Origin of the sequence: Mycobacterium hainanense, from assembly GCF_041890355.1 — a bacterium.
Classification (GTDB): Bacteria; Actinomycetota; Actinomycetes; order Mycobacteriales; family Mycobacteriaceae; genus Mycobacterium; species Mycobacterium hainanense.
On the sequence record NZ_CP169059.1, the window covers coordinates 821392 to 843536 of the forward strand.

22 protein-coding genes are annotated in these 22145 nt (G+C 67.6%); 8 read left to right on the plus strand and 14 right to left on the minus strand.

What is annotated here, in order from left to right:
- The first annotated feature begins 48 nt into the window (after nt 1-48).
- Entirely contained in the window at nt 49-909 is an 861-nt protein-coding gene (locus tag ACEL92_RS03900) for an aminodeoxychorismate lyase (protein WP_374026069.1), read from the plus strand.
- Between the two features lie 241 nt (nt 910-1150).
- Here ACEL92_RS03900 and ACEL92_RS03905 read toward each other — a convergent pair whose 3' ends face one another.
- From ACEL92_RS03905 to lmeA, 8 genes are all read right to left on the minus strand, one after another.
- Nucleotides 1151-2677 (minus strand): sensor domain-containing protein, encoded by a 1527-nt coding sequence (locus ACEL92_RS03905; protein WP_374024329.1) that lies wholly within the window; start codon nt 2675-2677, stop codon nt 1151-1153.
- Nucleotides 2678-2848: 171 nt separating this feature from the next.
- Nucleotides 2849-5224 (minus strand): hypothetical protein, encoded by a 2376-nt coding sequence (locus ACEL92_RS03910; protein WP_374024330.1) that lies wholly within the window; start codon nt 5222-5224, stop codon nt 2849-2851.
- A 129-nt stretch (nt 5225-5353) separates the two neighbouring features.
- Nucleotides 5354-6061 (minus strand): FABP family protein, encoded by a 708-nt coding sequence (locus ACEL92_RS03915; RefSeq protein ID WP_374024331.1) that lies wholly within the window; start codon nt 6059-6061, stop codon nt 5354-5356.
- 168 nt (nt 6062-6229) lie between these two features.
- Nucleotides 6230-6532: a DUF1416 domain-containing protein gene (locus ACEL92_RS03920; protein ID WP_374024332.1), complete on the minus strand. Its 303-nt coding sequence runs from the start codon at nt 6530-6532 to the stop codon at nt 6230-6232.
- 1 nt (nt 6533) lies between these two features.
- Entirely contained in the window at nt 6534-7367 is an 834-nt protein-coding gene (locus ACEL92_RS03925; RefSeq protein ID WP_374024333.1) for a sulfurtransferase, read from the minus strand.
- 34 nt (nt 7368-7401) lie between these two features.
- On the minus strand, nt 7402-7872 hold the full coding sequence (locus ACEL92_RS03930) for a DUF4395 domain-containing protein (protein WP_374024334.1): 471 nt from the start codon (nt 7870-7872) through the stop codon (nt 7402-7404).
- Between the two features lie 106 nt (nt 7873-7978).
- On the minus strand, nt 7979-8125 hold the full coding sequence (locus ACEL92_RS03935) for an Ms5788A family Cys-rich leader peptide (RefSeq protein WP_374024335.1): 147 nt from the start codon (nt 8123-8125) through the stop codon (nt 7979-7981).
- Nucleotides 8126-8150: 25 nt separating this feature from the next.
- Nucleotides 8151-8963: a mannan chain length control protein LmeA gene (gene lmeA / locus ACEL92_RS03940; protein ID WP_374026070.1), complete on the minus strand. Its 813-nt coding sequence runs from the start codon at nt 8961-8963 to the stop codon at nt 8151-8153.
- A gap of 176 nt (nt 8964-9139) precedes the next feature.
- On the opposite strand from lmeA, the gene ACEL92_RS03945 reads away from it, so the two are divergent.
- The 6 genes from ACEL92_RS03945 to pstB all read left to right on the plus strand — a co-directional run bounded on the left by ACEL92_RS03945 (nt 9140) and on the right by pstB (nt 14902).
- Complete coding sequence (locus ACEL92_RS03945; protein WP_374024336.1) at nt 9140-9916, plus strand: winged-helix domain-containing protein; 777 nt, start codon at nt 9140-9142, stop codon at nt 9914-9916.
- Nucleotides 9913-10830, plus strand: coding sequence for a mycothiol synthase (gene mshD / locus ACEL92_RS03950; RefSeq protein WP_374024337.1), 918 nt, complete (start codon nt 9913-9915; stop codon nt 10828-10830). Before ACEL92_RS03945 ends, mshD begins: the two co-directional genes overlap by 4 nt.
- Nucleotides 10831-10993: 163 nt before the next feature.
- A complete protein-coding gene (gene pstS / locus ACEL92_RS03955; RefSeq protein WP_374024338.1) occupies nt 10994-12121 on the plus strand; it encodes a phosphate ABC transporter substrate-binding protein PstS in 1128 nt (375 codons plus the stop codon).
- Between the two features lie 48 nt (nt 12122-12169).
- The gene (pstC, locus tag ACEL92_RS03960; RefSeq protein ID WP_374024339.1) at nt 12170-13201 is read left to right on the plus strand and encodes a phosphate ABC transporter permease subunit PstC; all 1032 of its coding nucleotides are present in this window, start codon (nt 12170-12172) and stop codon (nt 13199-13201) included.
- Nucleotides 13198-14112, plus strand: a complete 915-nt coding sequence (pstA, locus tag ACEL92_RS03965) for a phosphate ABC transporter permease PstA (protein ID WP_374024340.1) — start codon at nt 13198-13200, stop codon at nt 14110-14112. The genes pstC and pstA overlap by 4 nt, the downstream gene beginning before the upstream one ends.
- 13 nt (nt 14113-14125) lie before the next feature.
- On the plus strand, nt 14126-14902 hold the full coding sequence (gene pstB / locus ACEL92_RS03970; RefSeq protein ID WP_374024341.1) for a phosphate ABC transporter ATP-binding protein PstB: 777 nt from the start codon (nt 14126-14128) through the stop codon (nt 14900-14902).
- 9 nt (nt 14903-14911) lie between these two features.
- On the opposite strand, the gene phoU is transcribed toward pstB, so the two are convergent.
- The 5 genes from phoU to ACEL92_RS03995 form a co-directional block, all read right to left on the minus strand.
- On the minus strand, nt 14912-15580 hold the full coding sequence (gene phoU / locus ACEL92_RS03975; protein WP_374024342.1) for a phosphate signaling complex protein PhoU: 669 nt from the start codon (nt 15578-15580) through the stop codon (nt 14912-14914).
- A 56-nt stretch (nt 15581-15636) separates the two neighbouring features.
- Complete coding sequence (locus tag ACEL92_RS03980) at nt 15637-17667, minus strand: LCP family protein (protein WP_374024343.1); 2031 nt, start codon at nt 17665-17667, stop codon at nt 15637-15639.
- 223 nt (nt 17668-17890) lie between these two features.
- Nucleotides 17891-19024: a tRNA dihydrouridine synthase DusB gene (gene dusB / locus ACEL92_RS03985; protein ID WP_374024344.1), complete on the minus strand. Its 1134-nt coding sequence runs from the start codon at nt 19022-19024 to the stop codon at nt 17891-17893.
- Between the two features lie 7 nt (nt 19025-19031).
- Nucleotides 19032-20054: an acyl-ACP desaturase gene (locus tag ACEL92_RS03990; RefSeq protein ID WP_374024345.1), complete on the minus strand. Its 1023-nt coding sequence runs from the start codon at nt 20052-20054 to the stop codon at nt 19032-19034.
- A 188-nt stretch (nt 20055-20242) separates the two neighbouring features.
- Nucleotides 20243-20848, minus strand: a complete 606-nt coding sequence (locus tag ACEL92_RS03995; RefSeq protein WP_374024346.1) for a TetR/AcrR family transcriptional regulator — start codon at nt 20846-20848, stop codon at nt 20243-20245.
- Between the two features lie 66 nt (nt 20849-20914).
- On the opposite strand from ACEL92_RS03995, the gene ACEL92_RS04000 reads away from it, so the two are divergent.
- A complete protein-coding gene (locus ACEL92_RS04000; protein ID WP_374024347.1) occupies nt 20915-21973 on the plus strand; it encodes an oxygenase MpaB family protein in 1059 nt (352 codons plus the stop codon).
- Here ACEL92_RS04000 and ACEL92_RS04005 read toward each other — a convergent pair.
- Entirely contained in the window at nt 21941-22144 is a 204-nt protein-coding gene (locus ACEL92_RS04005; protein WP_374024348.1) for a zinc transporter Slc39a7, read from the minus strand. The two genes, ACEL92_RS04000 and ACEL92_RS04005, sit on opposite strands and share 33 nt — an antisense overlap.
- Nucleotide 22145 lies beyond the last annotated feature (1 nt).

The window sequence follows — 22145 nt, forward strand, 5'->3', positions numbered from 1 at the left end:
GGCGCACACCCGCGGCTAGGCTTTACCCCCATGGCAGGCCAGACGGGTGTGATCGTCACGCTGGACGGCGCGATACATCCTCCGGACGCCCCGCTGCTGCACGCCGACGACCTGGCGGCGGTTCGCGGCGACGGCATCTTCGAGACGCTGTTGGTCCGCGACGGCAGGGCGTGTCTGGTCGAGTCGCATCTGCAGCGGCTGACCCACTCGGCGAGGCTGATGGACCTGCCCGAACCGGATCTGCCCAGCTGGCGCGCCGCGATCGACGCCGCCACCCGGCAGTGGGTGGCGCGGACCGCCGACGAAGGGGCGATGCGCCTGATCTACAGCCGTGGCCGGGAGGCCGGAACGGTGCCGACCACCTACGTGATGGTCAACGCCGTCCCCGAACGGGTGGCCGCGGTGCGGCGCGAGGGGCTGGCCGCGGTGACACTGGACCGCGGACTGCCCGCGGCCGGTGCCGACGCGATGCCGTGGCTGCTCGCCGGCGCCAAGACCCTGTCCTACGCGGTCAACATGGCCGCCCTGCGTCATGCTGCCCGGCAAGGCGCCGGCGATGTGATCTTCGTCAGCTCGGACGGCTACATCCTGGAAGGCCCGCGCTCGACGGTGGTGATCGCGACTGAGGTCGGTGGGGACCTGTGCCTGCTCACGCCGCCGCCGTGGTATCCGATCCTGCGCGGCACCACGCAGCAGGCCCTCTTCGAGGTGGCGCGGGCCAAGGGCTACGACTGCGACTATCGCGCCCTGCGGCCCGCGGATCTTTATGCCGCGCAAGGCATTTGGTTGGTGTCGAGTATGACGTTGGCCGCCCGCGTGCACACGCTTGACGGGAGCCCGCTGCCTCGGTCTCCGCTGGCCGCGGAATTCGCCGCGTTGGTCGACTCGGCGATCGTCAGCGATCGCTAAGGGCTGAATTGTGTTGTCGGCTTGCGGAATCGCGGGTACGGTCGGCCGTACACAAGAAGGGAGGTGGTCCGCGAAATTGATAGCTTCATGGACATGTGAGGTGGCTGCGCGCTAGCAGCAGTGGCTTGCGAAAAGCCGGCGATTACGCGCGCTGGCGAATTCCCCGCAGTCACCCGGCCCCCGAGCTTCCGGTCTGTCCAACCAGGAGCCTTGCTCGGGGGCCGCTCCATGCCTGCACCCGTTATTGGCTCACCCTTGCGGCTATCTGCCCGGCGAGCTTGCCCGCCTGACCGGTCTCGGCGTCGGGGCCGCACAGCAACAGATCGACGACAATATTGGACGCCGCGTGCAGCGCGTGGTGGCAGATCCGCGTTCCGTCGGCTTCGGTGCGCTGCTGGAAGATCCTCGGCACCGTGCCGGTGACGTCCCCGAACATCCACCCGCTGCTCTTGCCGTTGAAGGTCACTGTGATCTGCTGCCCTGCGCATGCCCGCCACTTGTCCGCGGATGCCTGCACGAACGCGGTCGCCTTCTCGGGCGACGAGAACTCCGTCACGGCTTCGTAGACCCGATGCGGCGGGTTTTCGCCGGCGGTGTGCACCGCCTGCGCGCTCACCGCGGTGTAGCCGTCCGCGCCCCGGTAGGCCGACTCTTCGATGGGTTCGTATGCGCCCTTGCAGTCCGGGTTGGACAGCGTCGCCCGCAAGTTGCGCAGTTGTTCGGCTTTCTCGGATACCACGAGGTTCGGGTCGCCCACTACGGCGGCGACTTCGGCGGGGCCGAGCAGATAGGAGTCCAGCTTCGCGCCGTTGCCCGTGGTGGGGACATTCGGAGCCGGGCTCGCGCCGCTCTGAACCGACGTCGCGCCACTGCCGGCCTTCGGGGCGGGCTTGGTCTTGCCGCCCTGCGTGGTGAATACGACCACGATCGCGATCACCGCGATCACCGCCGCGGCGGCGCCGCCGATGACGAGCAGGCGCTTGTTGGATCCGCCCGCCGACGCCGGTGCCGCGGCGCTGGCCGACGGGCCGGCCGCCGTGGGCGCGGGTTGTCGCGCGGCCGCCGCCGGTGCCTGCGCCTTGCCACCGTCCGCGGTCGCCGGCGAACCGCTCTTGGCCTCGATCTCGGCCAGCACGTTGTCGATTTCGGTACGGGTCCGGTAGGTGACATCGTGGCGCAGGCGCAGCATGCGCAGCAGCTGGGCGATGTCGCCGCGAGCGCTGGGGTCATCCCCGTCCTCGTCGAATCCCTGCCTCAGCTCGATCAGAAGCTGGGTCTGCTGCTGCGGGCTGAGCTCTTTTTCGGCGAGGGTATTGCCCAATCGGGTGATGTACCCGAACGGCACCGGCGGCTCTTCGGGCAGCGGATCGGGCAACGGCACCGGCTTGCTCTGCAGGGCGTGTACCGCGGTCACGAGTTGAATCCCGGCATCGACGGTCGGTTCGCGGTAGTCGATGATCTGCAACGCGGCAAGGGGATTCACCCGCATGCTGTCGATGTCACCGATCCGAACCGGAAGGATCGGCCGGTTGAGCGCCCTCGCGTACCGCAACTCGGCCTGACTGGGCTTGGACTGGAGCCAGTTGTTGGACAGCGCCACGATGAACACGTCACACGAGCGGATCTGCTCGAGGATTTTGTTCCACCAGGAGTCACCGCCGCCGAGCTCTTGATCGAACCAAACTTGTTGTTGCCCGCGCCGTAGCGCGGTCGTCAGGGCGTCGACCGTCGCCCGGTCTTGGCTCGAGTAGCTGATGAACAGCGGCATCGCGGTCTCCTACGGGAGGCGTAGCAAACGATCGGGCGGTATCGGCGCGCGCGGCTATTGCGCATGCGCCGATACCGTATCAGTGTCCGGGCGTATCGGACCGCGCAAATTCGCGGCCATTTGCCCGCGGTGGCAACGCCTGAGCCGACGGAAGCCGCGCCGCAGAAAAACTCAGCCGTGCCCGCCGTCCACCGCTGAAGCCTCCTCGGGCGGGTGGAATTCGGCATAGCGGCGGGCGAATTCGTCTCCGGGAACCGGCCATTGTTCGCCGGTGGATCCGCGGACCACCCAGTCGCCCTGCGCCGCCGTCGTCGGGCCTTCCAGAGTGTTTATGGTCTCGCCCGGGTAGGCGGGGCGGGCTTGGACGCGCCCTTTCCGCTGCCAGCGCCCGTTGCCGGCGGGCTCGTAGGTGTCCCGGAAGATGTCGTCGCGCACCGACCACACCTTGCCGTCCTCCTGGACGGCCCAGTCGCCGGCGTCGGCCTGCATGCTGTGCCCCGAATCCGACGTCCATGTCCATGGGGCGCTTCGTTGTTCGGCGGCCACCGTGCCCACCCGCGTGAAGGATTGCCACAGCGGCCGCGACCGGAAGCCCAACTGGCGCAGGCTCCACAACGTCCCCGCTAGGCTGCGCACGGCGGCGTTGAGTAGGGCTGGATCGCTCTCGACCGCCGACCAGTCGACCAGCTTGTCGTGGATCTTGCGCGAATCGTCGCGCGGCGCACCGTATTTCCAGCCGTTGCGCCGGTAGTAGCGGCACCAATCCTCATGCTCGGCCTGGGCCATGCTCATTGCCGAATCGCGGTCGAAGCCCATCAGCGCAAGCTGTTCCAAGGGCGGCCGATCCGCCATCTCGTGGCCGGAGAGCTGCGCCGGCGGACTGCCCCACGTGTTCCAGGTGTGCCCCGCGATCTGCTCGACCATCCACAGCGCGTTGCGCACCTGACGCCGGTTGGAACCACGGTAGAACTCGTTCAACTGGGCCCAGGGCATCGCGGCCGGGGACCGCGGGGCTTCCGGGTCGATCGTCGAGACATACCGCTCGTGGATCAATCTCGCCGCGCGCTCCCAGGCGTCCTGCACCTGGCCCTCCTGGGTGTCCAGCACCAACGAGTAGGACTGCAGCCGCCCGACCACCTGGATCGAGTCGTCGCTGATGCTGGTGTTCAGGTCCGAGGCGTAGATGGGCATCTCGGGGAAGCGCGCCGCCAGCCTCGCGGCGGTCGTCGCGGCGTGGGAGTCCACGAAGATCACGGCGCTGGTCGTGGGGTCGGCGTCGCCGATCAGCTTGAGCATGGTGGGCACGGTCGGTGCTTGCGCGGTCGCATCGATCGTCGGCCCCTCCGACGCGAATCCGGCCTGCTGCCGGTGGAACTCGTGATCCGCCAAATACTCCGCGGCGTCCTTTTCGACCAGCGTGAGAGCGGGCAACGGTACCGCGCCGGGCGGGGTATAGAAATCGCGCTCCAGCGCGCGCTGCGTTAGATCCGCGCACAGCGCCAGTGTCAATTGCGAAGTGCCGCAGACGAATACGCGTTTTGTTCGGCCGGTCGCGATGATGCCGTCGAGCAGTCTGCCCGCGGTCACCTCGTATTTGCCGACGACGTCGGCCGCCCATCGGGTGTCCGATCCGCCGAATTGTTGGGCCCGCCAGGCCTGGGCCAGCCACGGGTCGTCCATCCGCACGATCAGCGGCAACCGCCGTTTGCGGGCGACCTCGTCGAGCCGACGGCTGATCAGGTCCAGCCACAGCAGGTTGATCGCCGGGTCGGGCGCCATCAGGTAGAGCCGGGATAGGTTGCGCCACAGCCGCAACGACACCAGCGTGGACGGGTTGTTGAAGTCGACCAGGACCACCCGCGCGCCCTGCCGACGGGCGCGCTGCACCCGGTCGTCGGCGGCGCCGGTGAGCACGACCAGCGTGCCGCGCCGGTCCAGCGTCCGGGCGACCGCGCTGATCATCGACTGCGTGTCCGCGTCGACACCGACGATGGCCGTGACGGAATCGGCCACGTTGGCACGCAGCCGGTCCACCTGGGATCGGAAGACGCCGACGACGACGCCGCCCAGCCCGGTGAAGATCGCCGACAGCGCCGCGATGCGGGCCAGCTCCAGGCCGACCGGCGTGGGATTCGGACAGGTTCGGCCGCCCACCGAGAAGTCGCCGGTACCACCCTTGACCAGGCTGGCCGTCGCCATCAGCGGGGTGAACAAGGCCGGATGGTTGGCGTCGTGGCAACCCCAGTAGGAGGTGAGGCCCAGAACGGCCGTCATCGGGACCAGTCCTGCGATCAGAGTGAAGGAAACCCCCACCATCCGATGGCTTCCGCCCGAGCGGAAGGTCAGCACCGACGCGGCGACCAGCACGGTCACCACGATCGCCAGCGTCGGCATCGACCCCGGCCGGCCGAACCACGAAAGCGCCGGGGGCAGCGCGTCGATGATGCCGGGCTGCAGATCCAAAACGGCCAGATAGACGATGAGGAGCAGGCCGACCGCGGTTACGCCCCAGCGCAAGATGGGCGAGGGTGTCCTGGTGGGGGGCATCCGCCGATCTCCCTTCGCGCGGTATCGGCTGTTCGGACGTCGAACAGTACACGCAAAAGATCGGCCGAAGGCAACGATTCCGGGGCCGCGCGCATCGCCGAGTTGCCCAGGCGGGCAACGGGTCGGCGGTTATCCGGCGTAGCGGGAGAGCCGGGCGGAAAGGTGCGGCACCAGGCCGCCGTCGGCATCCACCCGTTCCTCGACGTAGGCCAGGTCGCCGCCCTCGACAATGCCGTAGAGCCGTTTGGCGCCACCGACCAGGACGCCCGATCGGCTGCGGGCCAGCGCGTCGGTCACCAGTTCCCACGACGACTGGGTGCGCGGCCGGCCATAGAACAGCTCCACGTAGCCGGCCGAGTGGGCCAGCAGCAACTCGATCGCCTGGGATTCGCTGGGGTCGTCGGGATCGTTGACGAAACGCCAGAACCCGGTCTCCCGCAAACCACGCTCCTGGTAGTCGCCCGCCTCGCTGAGCCGCCACGAGCGGGACTCCCAATTCAGGTAGTCGCCGCCGTCGTGCGAAACCACGATCTGCTGGCCGAACCGGTAGTCCCCGTCATGCCCGCGGCCCTCGCCGTGCCCGCGCCACACACCCACCAGCGGCAGCAGCGCCAACAAGGCGTCGTTGAGGTTGGCACCTTCACGCAAATTGGCGGTGTCGGCGGGAAGCGGCAGATCGTCGAAGGCGGGAATGTTGCGGCCGGCGGTCAGCTTGGCGCGCTCAGCGGCGGCAGCCACGGCGCGATCGCCGGAGGTCGCAGAACCCAGTGGTTCGTCAGGGGTCGTGCGCGACTCTTCACCATCGCCGCGTCCCCCGCAAGCGGGAGGTACCCCCATTGGATCGTCGTCGGCGCGGGTCACGATTCGTCGGTGATAAGCCGGTACAGCGTGTACAGCGCGAACCATGAGATCACCACGACCGCCACCACGAGCATGATCTCGAAGAAGAGCACCACGGGACAAGTCTATTCGCCGCGCGGGATCCCGGTCAGGGCAGCCGGGGTCTCAATCGATCTTGACGTCCACCTCGTGGATGCCGGCGCCCGACGGACTCACCACGGCACTGCCGTTGCCGGAGGCCGACAGTGCGCGCAGCGTCCAAGACCCCGGCGCCGCGAAGAACCGGAAGTCGCCCGTGGCCGACGCGACGACCTCCGCGGTGAACTCGTCCGACGAGTCGAGCAAGCGGACGAACGCGCCGCTCACCGCCTGGCCATCCCTGTCCACGACGCGGCCGGTGATCACCGTTTCCTTCTCCAAGTCGACGCTGGCGGGCAACGTCACTCCTTGTTTCGGGGCAGAGCACATATCAGCTTCCCAACTCGATCGGGGCACCCACCAGGGAGCCGTATTCCGTCCAACTTCCGTCGTAGTTCTTGACGTTCTTGTGGCCGAGTAATTCCCGGAGCACGAACCAGGTATGCGAAGACCGCTCGCCGATCCGGCAATACGCGATCGTTTCCTTGGCACCGTCCAGGCCGGCGTCCGCGTACAACTTGGCCAGCTCCTCGTCGGACTTGAACGTGCCGTCCTCGTTGGCGGCCTTGCTCCACGGCACGTTGATCGCCCCGGGAATGTGGCCGGGCCGCTGGCTCTGCTCCTGCGGTAGGTGCGCCGGCGCCAGAATCTTGCCCGAGAACTCGTCGGGCGAACGCACGTCGACCAGGTTCTTGGTGTTGATGGCCGCGATGACCTCGTCGCGGAACGCGCGGATGCTGTTGTCGGGCGCGGCCGCGGTGTACGAGGTGGCCGGCCGGCTGACGGTGTCTCGGGTCAGCGCGCGCCCGTCGAGCTCCCACTTCTTGCGGCCGCCGTCGAGCAGCTTGACGTCGGCGTGCCCGTACAGCTTGAAGTACCAGTAGGCGTAGGCGGCGAACCAGTTGTTGTTGCCGCCGTAGAGGATCACGGTGTCGTCGTTGGCGACGCCACGCTCGCTGAGCAACTTCGAGAATTGCTCCGCGTCGACGAAGTCCCGCTTGACCGGGTCTTGCAAATCCGAGCGCCAGTCCAGCCTGATAGCGCCGGGGATGTGGCCGGTGTCGTATGCGCTGGTGTCCTCGTCGACTTCCACGAAGACGACACCGGCGGCGTCGAGATTGCTCTCGGCCCAGTCCGCGGAGACCAGGACGTCGGAGCGTGCCATGGGGTGATCCTTTCGATCGCTTTCTTAAAACGGGTCAAGCGGCGCGCGCGGCGCCTCGGAAGCGCGCGACCAGCGGGTAGAGCTGGCAGCCCAGGCAGATACCGAAGGCCGCATTCAAGAAGGCGGCGGTGAGTGCCGCGGCGGTGGCGATGACGCCGACCAAAAAGGCGCCCGCGGCGAACGCGACGACGCCGACGATTGCGAAGATCAGGCCCACGAGTTGGGCGAACTTCAGCGGCGCCACCGGTTCGCGTTCCTCGACGGGCCCCAGGCGGGGCGCCACGAAGCGGGCAAATATCCGCCCGTACGGGTGCTTGCGCGGGCCGCCGACGGCCCCGATGGCGAAGATGACGGCTTGCACGCCCAGAATGACCGCCGCCGCCAGGGGACTGACGGCGGAAACGGCGAGGGTGATCACCAGGACCGCGGTCGTGACCCAGGCGGCGAACCTGGGACCCCGCACGTCGACGATGTCTGGCTGGGCGGTGGTGTTGCTGCTCGGCACGGTACTACTCCTGGATACGCCTGTTGCTATGGGAACGAACGACGGGAGACGGCCTCGGTAACGTTCCGGGGTTGCTCCGAGTGCTTACGCGAAAGCGCGCGGCGACTCAGCAGCTACAGCGACAGCAACAGCCCGCGGTGCGGCACAGATCGACTGCGCGGCGGTGGGTGAGCACGGGCTCAAGGCGGGCTAGCACGTCGGCAAGCTTACCGAATGACGGACCGTGATCAAATTTGCGGCGGTTGCCGCGCATACCGCGGGCGCCGACGACGAGCGGGTCACGACTGCTTGAAGCCGTCGAGGCTGACCGTGACCCCGTAGCTGATGCCCTCGATGATGAGGTCGGAGCCGCGCGCCCCCTCGGTCTTGGGTGCCACCCCGAAGGGGAGCCGCTGGTTGGGCACCCTGGCGGTGAAGGCCCGCAGCACCGCATCCCGCTTGTCGTCGGGAACCGTTCGATCCGCGGTGTCCGCCCCGGTCAGGACGCCCGTCGGGGTGATCACCAGCGTCGCCTGGTCGTCCGGGGCGATCGACAGGTCCACCGAGACGCTGACCCGGTGTTCGAAGTTGGCCGAGTGCGGGGTGCCGCTGAACACCACGCCGTGGCTGTCGGAGATGCCCGACGCGGTGACGCCACCGGTGGCGGTGTTGGTTTCCCTGGCCGGCGCCTCGACCATCAGATCGCTGATGCCCAGGTAGCGGCCCAGGTGCGTCGAGTCGATGATGACGCGGCTCTCCAGTTTGCCCACCGGCAGCTTGGCGTCGGGCCCGATCAGCCATGACGCGTGGCTGAGGTCGACGGAGTACATAGTGGCTTCGAGGGTGGCCTTGCCGACCGTCGCGTGGTCAACGGCGTTGGCCTTGATCTCCAGCTGGTTGTAGCGGTCGCGCATCGCCTGCGGGATAAAGGGGAACGCCACGATCGCCACGAACGGGTCGGACCGCAAATCGGCTGCTTTGCGCACGCTGCACGACAGCCGGTATTCGGCGTAGATGCTGCTCCCATAGTCGATGGCGACCGCGCCGGCCACCACGACGGCCACGGCGATCCCTACGGCCGCGGCCGCCACCAGCACCTTGCGCACCCGCACATTGTCGCGTAACCCCCCGCCCTGGCTGCTGCTGACCACCCGGGTGTCGGCGCTCACACTGCGTCGTCGCCGCACCAATGTGGCAGGCGGCAAGTTATCGTTAGATGACCTGGCAACTAACGCGTCGTTGCGTTGCGAACTGTGAAGATGCCGTTCTCCCGAGCTGGAGGGGCTACTTGGAGCTATTACTGCTGACCTCGGAGCTGCATCCCGACCCGGTCCTGCCGTCGTTGTCGTTGCTTCCCCACGCCGTCCGGACGGCGCCGGCGGAACCGTCCTCGTTGCTCGAGGCCGGGACGGCGGACGCCGTGCTGGTGGATGCGCGCACCGACCTGTCGTCGGCGCGCGGCCTTTGCCGTCTGCTGAGCACCGCCGGCCGTTCCGTCCCCGTCCTGGCCGTTGTGAGCGAAGGCGGCCTGGTGGCGGTCAGCGCCGACTGGGGGCTGGACGAGATCCTGTTGCCGAGCACCGGGCCCGCCGAGATCGACGCCCGGCTGCGACTGGTTGTGGGTCGCCGGGGCGGGCTGGCCGACCAGGAAAGCGCCGGCAAGGTGAGCCTCGGCGAGCTGGTGATCGACGAGGGAACGTACACCGCGAGACTTCGGGGCCGTCCGCTCGACCTGACCTACAAAGAGTTCGAGTTGCTCAAATACCTGGCCCAGCACGCCGGACGCGTCTTCACCCGCGCACAGCTTCTGCACGAGGTGTGGGGATACGACTTCTTCGGCGGCACCCGCACCGTCGACGTGCACGTGCGTCGCCTGCGCGCCAAACTCGGCCCCGAATACGAGGCGTTGATCGGCACCGTCCGCAACGTCGGCTACAAGGCCGTCCGACCGGCACGAGGCCGCGCGCCGATCGCGGGCTCGGCTGAGGACGAAGCCGTCGACGACATCGAGTCCGAGTCCGAGGATCTGCAACAGCCGCTGGGCGACCCGTTGCGCAGTCAGTGACAGCGCCCGCCTGGCGCTCGGCGCTGACCGCTGACGAGCAACGACAGGTGCGCGAACTCATCACGGCCGCAACCGAATTCGACGGGGTCGCGCCTGTCGGCGAACAAGTGCTGCGCGAACTGCCGCACGACCGCACCGCCCACCTGCTCATCACCGAGACCGACGGGGTCGTCGTCGGCTACCTCAACCTGTCCCGCGACCCGGACGCGCCGATGGCGGAACTGGTGGTGCACCCCCGCGCCCGGCGACACGGTTTCGGGGCGGCGCTGGCGCGCGCGGCGTTGGCCGAGACCGCCGCGACCAACCGGTTCTGGGCGCACGGCACGCTCGAACCGGCCCGGGCCACCGCCGCCGCGCTCGGTCTGGTTCCGGTCCGAGAGCTGCTGCAGATGCGACGCACGCTGCGCGACACCCATGACCTGGTGCGCCCAGTGCCCGGTGTGCGGGTGCGCACCTACGCGGGCACCCCCGACGACGCCGAGTTGCTGCGCGTCAACAACGCCGCCTTCGTCCACCACCCCGAACAGGGCGGCTGGACCGAAGTCCAGCTGGCCGAGCGGCGCGACGAGCCGTGGTTCGACCCCGCCGGTCTGTTCCTGGCATTCGACGACTCCGATAGCGACCAGGCGGGCAAGCTGCTGGGCTTCCACTGGACCAAGGTGCACCCCGATCAGCCCGGCCTGGGGGAGGTCTACGTCGTGGGGGTGGACCCGGCCGCGCAGGGCCGCGGCCTGGGCCAGATGCTGACGGCCATCGGCATCGAGTCGTTGGCGCACCGGCTGGCCGGCTCGGCGGACCCGACCGTGCTGCTCTACGTGGAGTCCGACAACCGCGCCGCGGTGCGCACCTACCAGCGCCTGGGCTTCACCACTTACAGCGTGGACACCGCCTACGCGGTCGCTTCGGCCGGCTGACGATGCGCGGGCAGGCGAGCGCGGGCCGCCCGGCCGATCACCTGCGCTTGCTCGCGAGAAGTCGCCGTGGGTCGGCTAGGAGCATATTTCGCCACGACCTGGCAACCTCTTTGGGGACGGCCGGCGGCACGCGGGCACGACAACGGGTCAGGAAGCGAGATCGGTGAGGCTCGACGGGGGAGGCAGAGCGCTGGCCGCGCTGGTCGTGGCGGTAACCGTCGGCAGCGGCGCGCTGACGGGCTGTGGCAGCGATCAGAACCGCCGCGGCGCGTCGGCGGCGGGCGTCTCCGGACCCACGGGCACGGCGGGATGCGGCGGAAAGGACAAGCTGACGGCGGAGGGCTCGACGGCTCAACAGAACGCGATGGCGTTGTTCAACCAGGTCTGGGGCCAGTACTGCCCGGGCAAGAGCGTGGCGTACAACCCGACCGGTTCCGGCGCGGGGCGCGAGCAGTTCATCGCCGGCCATGTCGACTTCGCGGGCGCCGATTCCCCGCTGGCCGCGGACCAGATCGGTCCGGCCTCCGCACGCTGCGACGGAAACCCGGCGTGGGACCTGCCGCTCGTGTTCGGGCCGATCGCCCTGGTGTACAACCTCGTCGAGGTGCCGGGCCTGGTGGTCAGCAGTGACGCGCTGGCCAAGATCTTCAGCGGGCGGATCACGGCGTGGAATGACCCGATCCTGGCGGCCCTCAATCCCGGCGTCGTGCTGCCCGGTACCAAGATCACGCCGGTCTACCGGACGGACTCGTCGGGAACCACCGACAACGTGCAGAAGTTTCTGACGGCCGCCGCACCGCAGAGCTGGACCAAGGGCGTGGGCACCGAGTTCCAGGGCGGAGTCGGCGAGGGGGCCACCAAGTCGGCCGGTGTCGTGCAGGCAGTGCGGGCCACCCCGGGCGCCATCGGCTACGTCGAGAAGGGCTTCGCCGACCAGGCCGGCCTGCCCTACGCGCAGATCGGCACCAATAAGGGTGGCGTCATCCCGCTCACCAACGAGACCGCCGGAAACGCCGTGACGGCGGCCAAGTTCGTCGGCGACGGCAACGACCTGGTGCTCGACCTGAACCCGATGTACAGCTCCCAGGACCCGCGGTCCTACCCGTTGGTTCTGGCGACGTACGAGATCGTCTGCTCGAAGGGCTCCGACGCGGACAGCTCCGGGGCGATCAAGTCGTTCCTCACGGTGGCCGCCGGCAGCGGGCAGGCCGACCTTCCATCGGCCGGCTATGTTCCGCTGCCCGATAAGGTCAAAGAGCGGCTGGTTGCCGCGATCAACGCCCTGCAGTGACCAAGCGGACCCGGGCCTAAGGAGCGACAGAACTGTGCCGGGATCACAGTGACCACGCCTAACCCCGCCGACGCCGGTTCGGGCGCCACCGTGGCCTTGCCCTTCCCCGAGGCGCCGCTGATCCCGATCAGTCCATGGGGGAAGGCCCGGCCCCATGTCGGGGATCGGGCGTTCCGGTGGCTCGCCAACGGTTCGGCCCTGCTGATCGTGGTGGTGATCGGCGCGATCGGCGGATTCCTGTTGCTGCGGGCGATACCGGCGTTGCAGCGCAACCGGGAGAACTTTTTCACCTACGACGGCAACTGGGTCACCACCGACACCTCGGCGATGCACTTCGGCATCTCCGATCTGCTGAAGGTCACCGTGTTCGTATCTGCGTTCGCGTTGCTGCTGGCTATGCCGGTCGCGCTGGGTGTCGCCATATTCATCACGCAGTACGCGTCGCGGCGCACGGCCGGCCCGTTGGCCTACGCCGTCGATCTGCTGGCCGGGGTCCCGTCCATCATTTACGGTGCGTGGGGCCTATACGTGCTGGCGCCGCAGCTGCGACCCGTCGCCACCTGGCTGAACCGATCGCTGGGTTGGTGCTTCCTGTTCGCCGACGGCAACACGTCGGTGGCCGGCGGCGGCACCATCTTCACCGGCGGCATCGTCCTGTCGGTCATGATCCTGCCGATCATCACCGCCGTCACCCGCGAGGTGTTCATCCAGACGCCGCACGAGCAGATCGAGGCCGTGCTGGCGCTCGGCGCCACCCGCTGGGAGGTGGTGAAGACGATCGTGCTGCCGTTCGGGTGGTCGGGTTATATCAGCGCGGCGGTGCTGGGGCTGGGCCGCGCCCTGGGGGAGACGGTCGCGCTGCTGATCATCCTGCGCGGGACCCAGTCCATGTTCGGCTGGTCGCTGTTCGACGGGGGCTCGACCGTCGCGACCAAGATCGCGGGCACCGTCGCCCAGTTCAACGATCAATACAAGGCAGGCGCGTACATCGCCGCGGGGTTGGCGCTGTTCGTGCTCACCTTCCTCGTCGACGCCCTCGCGCGCGGCGCCGCGGCCCGGACCCGATGGGGCGCCCGATGACCTCGATGTTGGACCGCCCGCTGAAGCCGCGCACGTTCTCGCGGCCCAGCCGGCGGCGCCGGGCAGCGGATCACGTTGCGCTGGCGCTGGTTTCGCTGTCGATGGTGATCGCGGTGACGCCCCTGCTGTTGGTGCTGTACTCGGTGGTCGCCAAGGGATTTAGGGCGATCGCCTCGACCGTTTGGTGGACGCACTCGCAGGCGGGCATGACCGCTTTCGTGGCCGGCGGCGGCGCCTACCACGCGATCGTGGGCACTGTGTTGCAGGGACTGGTGTGCGCGCTCATCTCCATCCCGGTCGGCCTCATGCTCGCCATCTATCTGGTCGAATACGGCGGCGGCACCGCACTGGGCAGGCTGGCCACGTTCATGGTCGACATCCTGAGCGGCGTGCCCTCGATCGTGGCGGCGTTGTTCATTTACGCCCTGTTCGTGGCGACGCTGGGCCTTCCCCGTTCTCAGTTCGCGGTGTCGCTGGCGCTGGTCTTGCTGATGCTCCCGGTGATCGTGCGAGCCACCGAGGAGATGCTGCGGATCGTCCCGGTGGATCTGCGGGAGGCCAGCTACGCGCTGGGCGTCCCGAAGTGGAAGACGATCCTGCGGGTGGTGATCCCCACCGGGCTGTCGGGCATCATCACCGGTGTCATGCTGGCGACGGCCCGGGTGATGGGCGAGACGGCCCCGTTGCTGATCCTGGTCGGCTACGCGCAGTCTATGAACTTCGACATCTTCAGTGGCTTCATGGGGACGCTCCCCGGCATGATGTACAACCAGACCAGCGCCGGCGCGGGCGTGAGCCCGGTCCCCACGGATCGGTTGTGGGGTGCCGCCCTGACCCTCATCCTGGTGATCGCCACAATCAATGTCGGGGCCCGAGTGATAACGAAATTCCTTGGTACTAAGAAGTCATAGGCGGGAGCAGTAAGTGGCCAAACGGTTGGACCTCAAAGCCGTAAACATCTATTACGGTTCGTTTCACGCGGTCGCGGACGTGACGCTGTCGATCCTGCCGCGCAGCGTCACCGCGTTCATCGGCCCGTCGGGCTGCGGCAAGACGACAGTGCTGCGCACGCTCAACCGGATGCATGAGGTGGTCCCCGGCGGACGGGTTGACGGCAGTGTGCTCCTCGACGACGAGGACATCTATGGCGCCGGAGTCGACCCGGTGGGCGTGCGCCGGGCGATCGGAATGGTGTTCCAGCGGCCGAATCCGTTCCCCGCCATGTCGATTCGTGACAACGTGGTGGCCGGATTGAAGCTGCAGGGCGTGCGCAATCGCAAGGTGCTCGACGAGACGGCCGAGTACTCCTTGCGCGGTGCGAACCTGTGGGATGAGGTCAAGGACCGGTTGGACAGGCCGGGCGGCGGTCTCTCCGGCGGTCAGCAACAGCGCCTGTGTATCGCGCGGGCGATCGCCGTGCAGCCCGACGTGCTGCTCATGGACGAGCCGTGCTCGGCGCTGGACCCGATCTCGACGATGGCCATCGAGGAACTGATCAGCGAGCTCAAGCAGGACTACACCATCGTCATCGTCACCCACAACATGCAGCAGGCGGCCCGGGTCAGCGACTACACCGCGTTCTTCAACTTGGAGGCCGTCGGCAAGCCGGGGAGGTTGATCGAGGTCGACGACACCGAGAAGATCTTCTCCAACCCCAGCCAGAAGGCGACGGAGGATTACATCTCCGGCCGCTTCGGCTGACCCGGTCGGCTAGTGCGGGGCCGGTTTAGTCTCCTCTTCGGGCAGCTTTCCGGTCGCCTGGAAGATGACGCGCCGGGCCACTTCGACGGCGTGGTCGGCGAAGCGCTCGTAGAACCGGCCCAGCAGGGTGACATCGACCGCGGCTGCAACACCGTACTTCCATTCGCGGTCCATCAACACCGAGAACAGGTGGCGGTGCAGATCGTCCATCGCGTCGTCCTCTTCGCGAATCCGGGCGGCCTTTTCCGGATCGCGGGACATCACCACCTCTTGCGCGCTGTTGCCCAATTCGACTGCGACGCGGCCCATTTCGGCGAAGTAGCCATTGACCTCTTCGGGGAGCGCGTGCTGAGGATGCCTGCGGCGGGCGATCTTTGCGACGTGCAGGGCCAGGGCGCCCATCCGGTCGATGTCGGCCACCATCTGAATCGCGCTCACGATGGACCGCAGATCACCGGCGACCGGCGCCTGCAGGGCCAGCAGCACAAACGCGCTCTCCTCGGCGCGGGCGCTCAGCGTGGCGATCTTCTCGTGGTCGGAGATCACTTGCTCGGCCAAGACCAGGTCGGCCTGCAACAGGGCTTGGGTGGCCCGCTCCATGGCGATACCCGCCAGCCCGCACATCTCGCCGAGCTGCTCGGATAACTCCGCGAGCTGCTCGTGGTAGGCGGTCCGCATACCGCCAAGCCTACGTTCTTGGGGGCGGAAACGGGCGGTGGAGCGCCCAAAAGCGCTTACTCGCAGGTGGTGTCGGCGGCGTTGGTGACCGTCAGGTCCTCGGGGAGCTTGGCCGGCGCGCTGCCCGAGCCACGCTCGATCTGCAGGCTGATCGATGAACCGCTCGGCTGTGGGGTGGCGACCGACTTGAAGTCGGGGCCGAGCACCACCTGAACCACCTGCCCGTAGCCGGAAACCCGCTGGACCTTCGCGTTGGCGAACGAGGATGCGACGGTCGCCGCGGCCTGCTCGTTGCCCGCCGAGAACAACACCGTCGTCGTGTTCACCGGGCTCGGATAATCGTCCGGCGTCATTACGTTGAAGCCGTTGCGCTTGAGTTGGCTGGTCGCCGTTGCGGCCAGCCCGCTCTGCGTCGTCGCGTTGGAGACCCGCACTGTGACATCGCCGGGCGTGGTCGTCGTCACCTGCTCGTGTCGGGCCTCCGGGGCCGCGGTCGGGGCGGGCGATTGCTTGGTGACCGGCGCCTTCGTCTGGCCCGACTTGTCGGAGGTCCCCAAACTCTTTGCGTTCTGGTCGTTCTCCTCGGGCAGCGGATCGTCATTGATGATGGCGTCGAACAGCGCCCGCATGTCCGCCATGCGCGGCGGTTCGTCGCCGTTCTGGTCGGTCACGCCGGTCGGCACCGTGACGAAGGTGACGTGCCCGGCCGCCATCCCCTGCAACGACTGACCGAGTTGGATCAGGTCCTTCGATTGCACGTTGTCGACGACCGTGTCGCTGATGAACATGTTGACCACGTTGTTGAGCTTGTTGAGGTCAAGCAACGTGTCCGCGGAGATCAGCGAGCGCAGCAGCGACGACAGGAACAGCTGCTGGCGCTTGATGCGGCCGTAGTCCCCGTTGGTTTCCGTGGTGACCTGGCGGGCCCGCACATAATTCAGGGCGGTCGGGCCGTCGAGCACCTGACGGCCACCGTGTTCGAGCACCGTGCCCAACTCATAGTCGTGCAGCGCCGTTTTCGAGCACACCTCGACACCGCCCAGCGCGTCGACCATCTTGGCGAACCCGGCGAAGTCGACGGCGATGAAGCGGTTGATGTTCAGTCCCGACAGCTTCTGGATTTCCTTCACCAGACACTTCGGGCCGCCAAAGGCGAACGCCGAGTTCAGCTTGGTTTCCGTGTAGACCATCTTCGGGCCCCAGCTTTTGGTCTTCGCGTCGTAGAGGGGCCCGTACTTTCCCGTCTCGGGGTTCCACGCCTCGCACTGCATCGGCGTGATTGCCAGATCGCGGGGGAACGACACCGCCACCACGCGTTTGCGGTTGGCCGGAATGTTGACCAGCATCACCGTGTCCGAGCGGGCGCCGTCGGCGTCGTCGGTGCTGCCTGCGCCCATGTTGGCGTTGTCGCCTGCCCGGGAGTCCAGGCCGACAATCAAGAAGTCTTCGTCGCCGTATTGCCCATTGCGATCGCGGATGTCATCGGACCCCTGGTCGAGCGCGCTGACGGTGTTGAGCCGGGCGTTCTTGGACGTGCTCCATTGCCACGCCCCACCGGTCAACGCCACGGCCAGCACGGCGAACAGCGCCGCGACCGAGCGAGCGGCCAGCAGCATCGGCCGGTGGTGGCGGCGCGGCTTACGGGCGTGAGCGTCGGGAGGCCCCTCGGTTGCCGGTCCGTCGCCGTTGCGGCGGTCGCCGGCCCCGAGGTCGGGAAGCTCCGAGACCGCGTCGAGCGAGTAGGCCAGGTCCTCGATCACCTGGGTTTTTTGCAACTCGACCGGGATCTCCGATCCGGCCTCGGCGGGCGCGGGGTCGGGCTCCTGTGCGGCGCGGCGGTGCTTGGACCCGCCAGTCGGCGGGGCGCCGAGCTTGGCGATCAGCTCGGCGACGCTGACCCCCCCGCCCGTGTGGGACCCGGATCCTTCGTCGTCGGCCGCTGGCGGCTGGACGGTCTCGACGGCGGTATCGGTCTGCCATAGGTGCAGGCTGTAGTCGGCCGGGGGGGCCGAGAACCGCTCCCACGGGGCGGCGCCCAGCGCGGCGCGCCGAGCGTCGCGAGTGGCGTCGTCCTCGGCGTCACTCATGTCCTACCGGCCTCCGAAGCTCTGATGCGGATGTCAGCGTGTCCGTGCGCAATGCCGTCCCAGCGCTCGGCTTTGTCGGCGCTGCGGCTCGTGCCACCCGCGGGTCGCACTCCTTTGTCGCGCTAGGGCGGAGACGTGTTACCGACCCGCCGCAGAACGCGCAAATGCAGCAAGGCCCACATCGTACTGAGTTATCGGTCCGGACGCGATTTCGAGCGGTCGATCAGCCGCCGGAGTGCATCACGTCGGCACCGGCCGGCACGGCGCAGTCGTCGGGGTCCGTCAGCCACCCTTCGGGCAGCGCGACCCGGGCGGGTGAACCCTGCCGGCCGCGGGGGCCGGTGGCCGCTTCCGGGAAGGGAACCGTCGCGTCCAATTGGCTTAGCAGAGAATCGAGTTCATCGAGCGTCTTGACCATCGCCAGCGCCCGGCGCAGCTCCGAACCGGCCGGAAAGCCATGCAGATACCAGCCGATGTGCTTGCGGATGTCACGCATGCCCTTGTCCTCGCCGAAATGCGCGGCGAGCAACCGCCCGTGCCTGCGGACGATGTCGGCGACTTCACCCAACGTAGGCGGGGTGGGCGCCGGGCTGCCGGTGAAGGCGGCCGAGAGTTCGGCGAAAAGCCAGGGGCGGCCCAGGCAGCCGCGGCCGATGACGACGCCGTCGCATCCGGTCTTGGCCATCATCGCCAGCGCGTCGCTGGCGTCGTAGATGTCGCCGTTACCCAGCACCGGAATCGTCGTCACGTGTTGCTTGAGCAGTGCGATCTGTTCCCAGTCGGCGGTACCGGAGTAGCGCTGCGCCGCCGTGCGGGCGTGTAGCGCGACCGCGGCGGCGCCCTCGGTCTCGGCGATGCGGCCGGCGTCGAGGTGCGTGTGGTGCTCGTCGTCGATGCCTACGCGGAACTTGACGGTCACCGGCACTTGCGAGCCCGCGGTGGCGCGCACGGCCGCCGCCACGATCTGGCCGAACAGCCGCCGCTTGTATGGCAGCGCGGCGCCGCCACCGCGCTTGGTGACCTTGGGCACCGGGCAGCCGAAGTTCATGTCGATGTGGTCGGCCAGGCCCTCGTCGACGATCATCCTGGCCGCGTCGTACGTGGTTGAAGGGTCGACCGTGTAGAGCTGCAGCGAGCGGGGCGACTCGTCGCTCGCGAACGTGGTCATGTGCATGGTGACCGGATGGCGCTCGACGAGCGCGCGCGCCGTCACCATCTCGCAGACGTAGAGCCCGCTGACCGTGCCGACCTTGGACCGCTCGAGCTCACGACACAGCGTCCGAAATGCGACGTTGGTGACGCCCGCCATCGGGGCCAGCACCACCGGGCTGGCGAGCGTGATGGGACCGATGCGCAATGCTGGGTTACCGGCGGCTCATAGCCAGCTTGCCGGCGGTTTGGTGCAGCTCGAACGCGGTCGTCCTCTTACCGGTGCGGGCTTCGCGCTCGAGCTGGCGCTGCTTCGAAACCTCGAACTTGTCGCAGGCCTGCTCGAGTTCCTTGATCAGCAAAGCGAGGTCGTCGCGCATCGCCGCCGCCTCGCCGGTGAAGTCCTCGCGCTCGAAGATGCGCCATTTCTTCAGGACCGGCATGACGACGTCGTCGAGGTGGATGCGGGGGTCGTACACCCCGCCGACGGCGATGAAGACGGCCTTGCGCCGGAACTCAGGGACCTGGTAGCCAGGCATCTGGAAGTTGCGCAGCACCTTGTGCAACGACTTCATCGCCTGGTTGGGCGCCGCGGAGAACCCGGCGTCGCTGACGTCCCGGTAGAAGATCATGTGCAGGTTCTCGTCGGCGGAGATCTTCTGCAGCAACTGGTCGGCGATGGTCTCGTTGCAGGCCTTACCGGTGTTGCGGTGCGAAATCCGGGTCGCCAGCTCCTGGAAGGTCACGTAGATGACGGAGTCGAACAGGCTCTCGGCGAACAGGTCGGCCCGGACCTGCTGGTTCTGGCCGGGGCTGAACCCACGGTTCACCACCTCGATGCGCAGTTTCTCCAGCTCGACGGGATCCACGGCGCGGGTCACCACCAGGTAGTCGCGCAGCGCGATCCCGTGTCGGTTTTCTTCGGCGGTCCACCGGTTGACCCATTGGCCCCAGGCGCCGTCCAGGCCAAAGTTCATCGCGATCTCGCGGTGGTACGACGGCAGGTTGTCTTCGGTCATCAGGTTCTGCACCATCGCCACCTGGGCGAGGTCGGAGAGCTTGCTCTCCTCGGGGTGCCAGTCCTGGCCGCCCAGCGCGTAGAAGTTCTTGCCGTCGGACCACGGGATGTAGTCATGCGGGTTCCAGTTTTTGTGCATGCTCTCGTGCCGGTTGAGGCATTTCTCGACCACCGGTTCGAGCTCGTGCAGCAGCTGTAGGTTTGTCAGCTCGGCTGACATGGGAGGCCCTCCAGTTATCTGTGTCGACGGGTAGCAGTCAATATATCTGTGTACCTCAGTAGCATCAAGCTGCCTGGCCGCGCGTCGCGTAACGGTTAGATCCCACATCGGTGGGGCGTTTCAGTGAGGCGTTCCGCTCAGGCCGTACGGGTTGCCGCTGGGGCGCATTCGATAAACCGGCAGTCGCGTTAGCCCAAGTCGCGGGCGGGCACATACGGGGCGGCCGTGATGTAGAGCATGTTGACGCAGTAGTCGATGAATTGTTTGCGCGTGGCGCCGAGCTGCCCGTTGAGGTAGGCGGTGAAGAGGCTCGACAGGCCGCCGACGAGGCTGGTCGCGATCATCTTCTCCAGTACCGGGTCGCCGATCCGCGTCAGCTTGCGCTGAAGCAGTTCGATGAAGTTGGGCATCCATTCCGCACCCGACCGGGTCAGGACCGGTTCGACCGCAGGCGCCAGCAACAGCACGCGCCCGCGGACCGGATCGTCGACCATCAGCTCGACGAACTTTTCGACGGCTTCCCGCGGGGTATTCGCCGAAGTCAGCGTGTTCATCGCGCGCGTACACACGTCGTCATAGACCGCGCGCACGAATTCGTCGCGGTCCGAGAAGCTCTCGTAGAAGTACCGCTCGGTCAGGGCGGCCTCGCGGCACACCGCACGCACGGTCAGCGCGGGCCGGTTGCCGCTACCGAGCAATTGCACACCCGCGGCGATCAGGTTGTCGCGACGGAGGGTGAGGCGATCCCCCAGGGGGACGCCGGTCCACCGGCCCCGTCGTTGACCGGACTGCACATCGCTCCTAAGCTAGAACTGACAACGCGTGTAGTCAGTTTTGCAGATACCTACAGGAAACCGATAGTGACCCAACATACGTCCGGATCCCGGGCGCCGACCAGCGGCGAATCGGGCCCGCCCGGCGTGGCCGCTGGCTGCCCGGTGTCCCCGCTGGGGTACGAGGCACCGCCCGTCCCGCTGGGGCCCGACTCGCTGACGTGGCGGTACTTCGGTGATTGGCGCGGCATGCTGCAGGGCCCGTTCGCGGGATCCATGCAGAACATGCACCCGCAGTTGGGCGCCGCGGTGGAGCAACACTCGACGTTCTTTCGCGAACCCTTGCCGCGGGTGATGCGGTCGTTGTATCCGATCGGCGGGGTGGTCTTCGACGGAGACCGTGCTCCGACGACGGGTGCTGAGGTTCGCGACTACCACACCGACATCAAGGGCGTCGATAGCCAAGGGCGCCGGTACCACGCACTGAACCCCGACGTCTTTTACTGGGCGCACTCCACGTTCTTCATGGGCACCATCCTGGTGGCCGAGCGGTTCGGCGCCGGCCTGACGGAGGCCGACAAGCGCCAACTCTTCGACGAACACATCCAGTGGTACCGCATGTACGGGATGAGCATGCGCCCGGTGCCCGAGACTTGGGAAGAGTTTCAGGCCTACTGGGATCACATGTGCCGCAACGTGTTAGAGGACAATTATGCGACGCGGGCCGTGCTCGATCTGACCATCTATGACAAGCTGCCGATCGCTCCCTGGCTCCCGAAGTGGCTGTGGGGCGGCCTGACCAAGCGGTCGCGGCCGTTCTTCATCTGGCTCACGGTCGGTTTGTACCACCCGGCCGTTCGTGAACGGTTGGGCTTCGAGTGGACCCGTCGCGACGAGTGGCTGCACCGGCGCTTTGGCAATCTGGTGCGGCTGGTCTTCGCGTTTGTGCCGCCCAGGTACCGCAAGCACCCGCGGGCGCGCGCCGGCCTCGACCGCGCGTCCGGGCGGATCCCGTCCGACGCGCCGCTGCCCCAGACGCCGGCACGCAATCTGCCGCCGCTGGACGAACGCGGCGACCCAAAGCATTACTGCCCAGTGTCGTCTTGGGCGCCGCTAGGGGTGGACGTGACCGTGCGCGTCCTCTAAGCCGGCCTGGTGTACGTGCTGATGGCTGTGCTCGGTGCCGTCGGCGTGACTGTGCTGGTGCTCATGCTGGACATGGTCATGCTCGTGCGCGGTGTGCGCATGTGCGTGACTCACGTCGCCGTGCTCATGCTCGTGCGCGTGGGGCTGATCGTGGTCGTGCTGCTCGGTCATC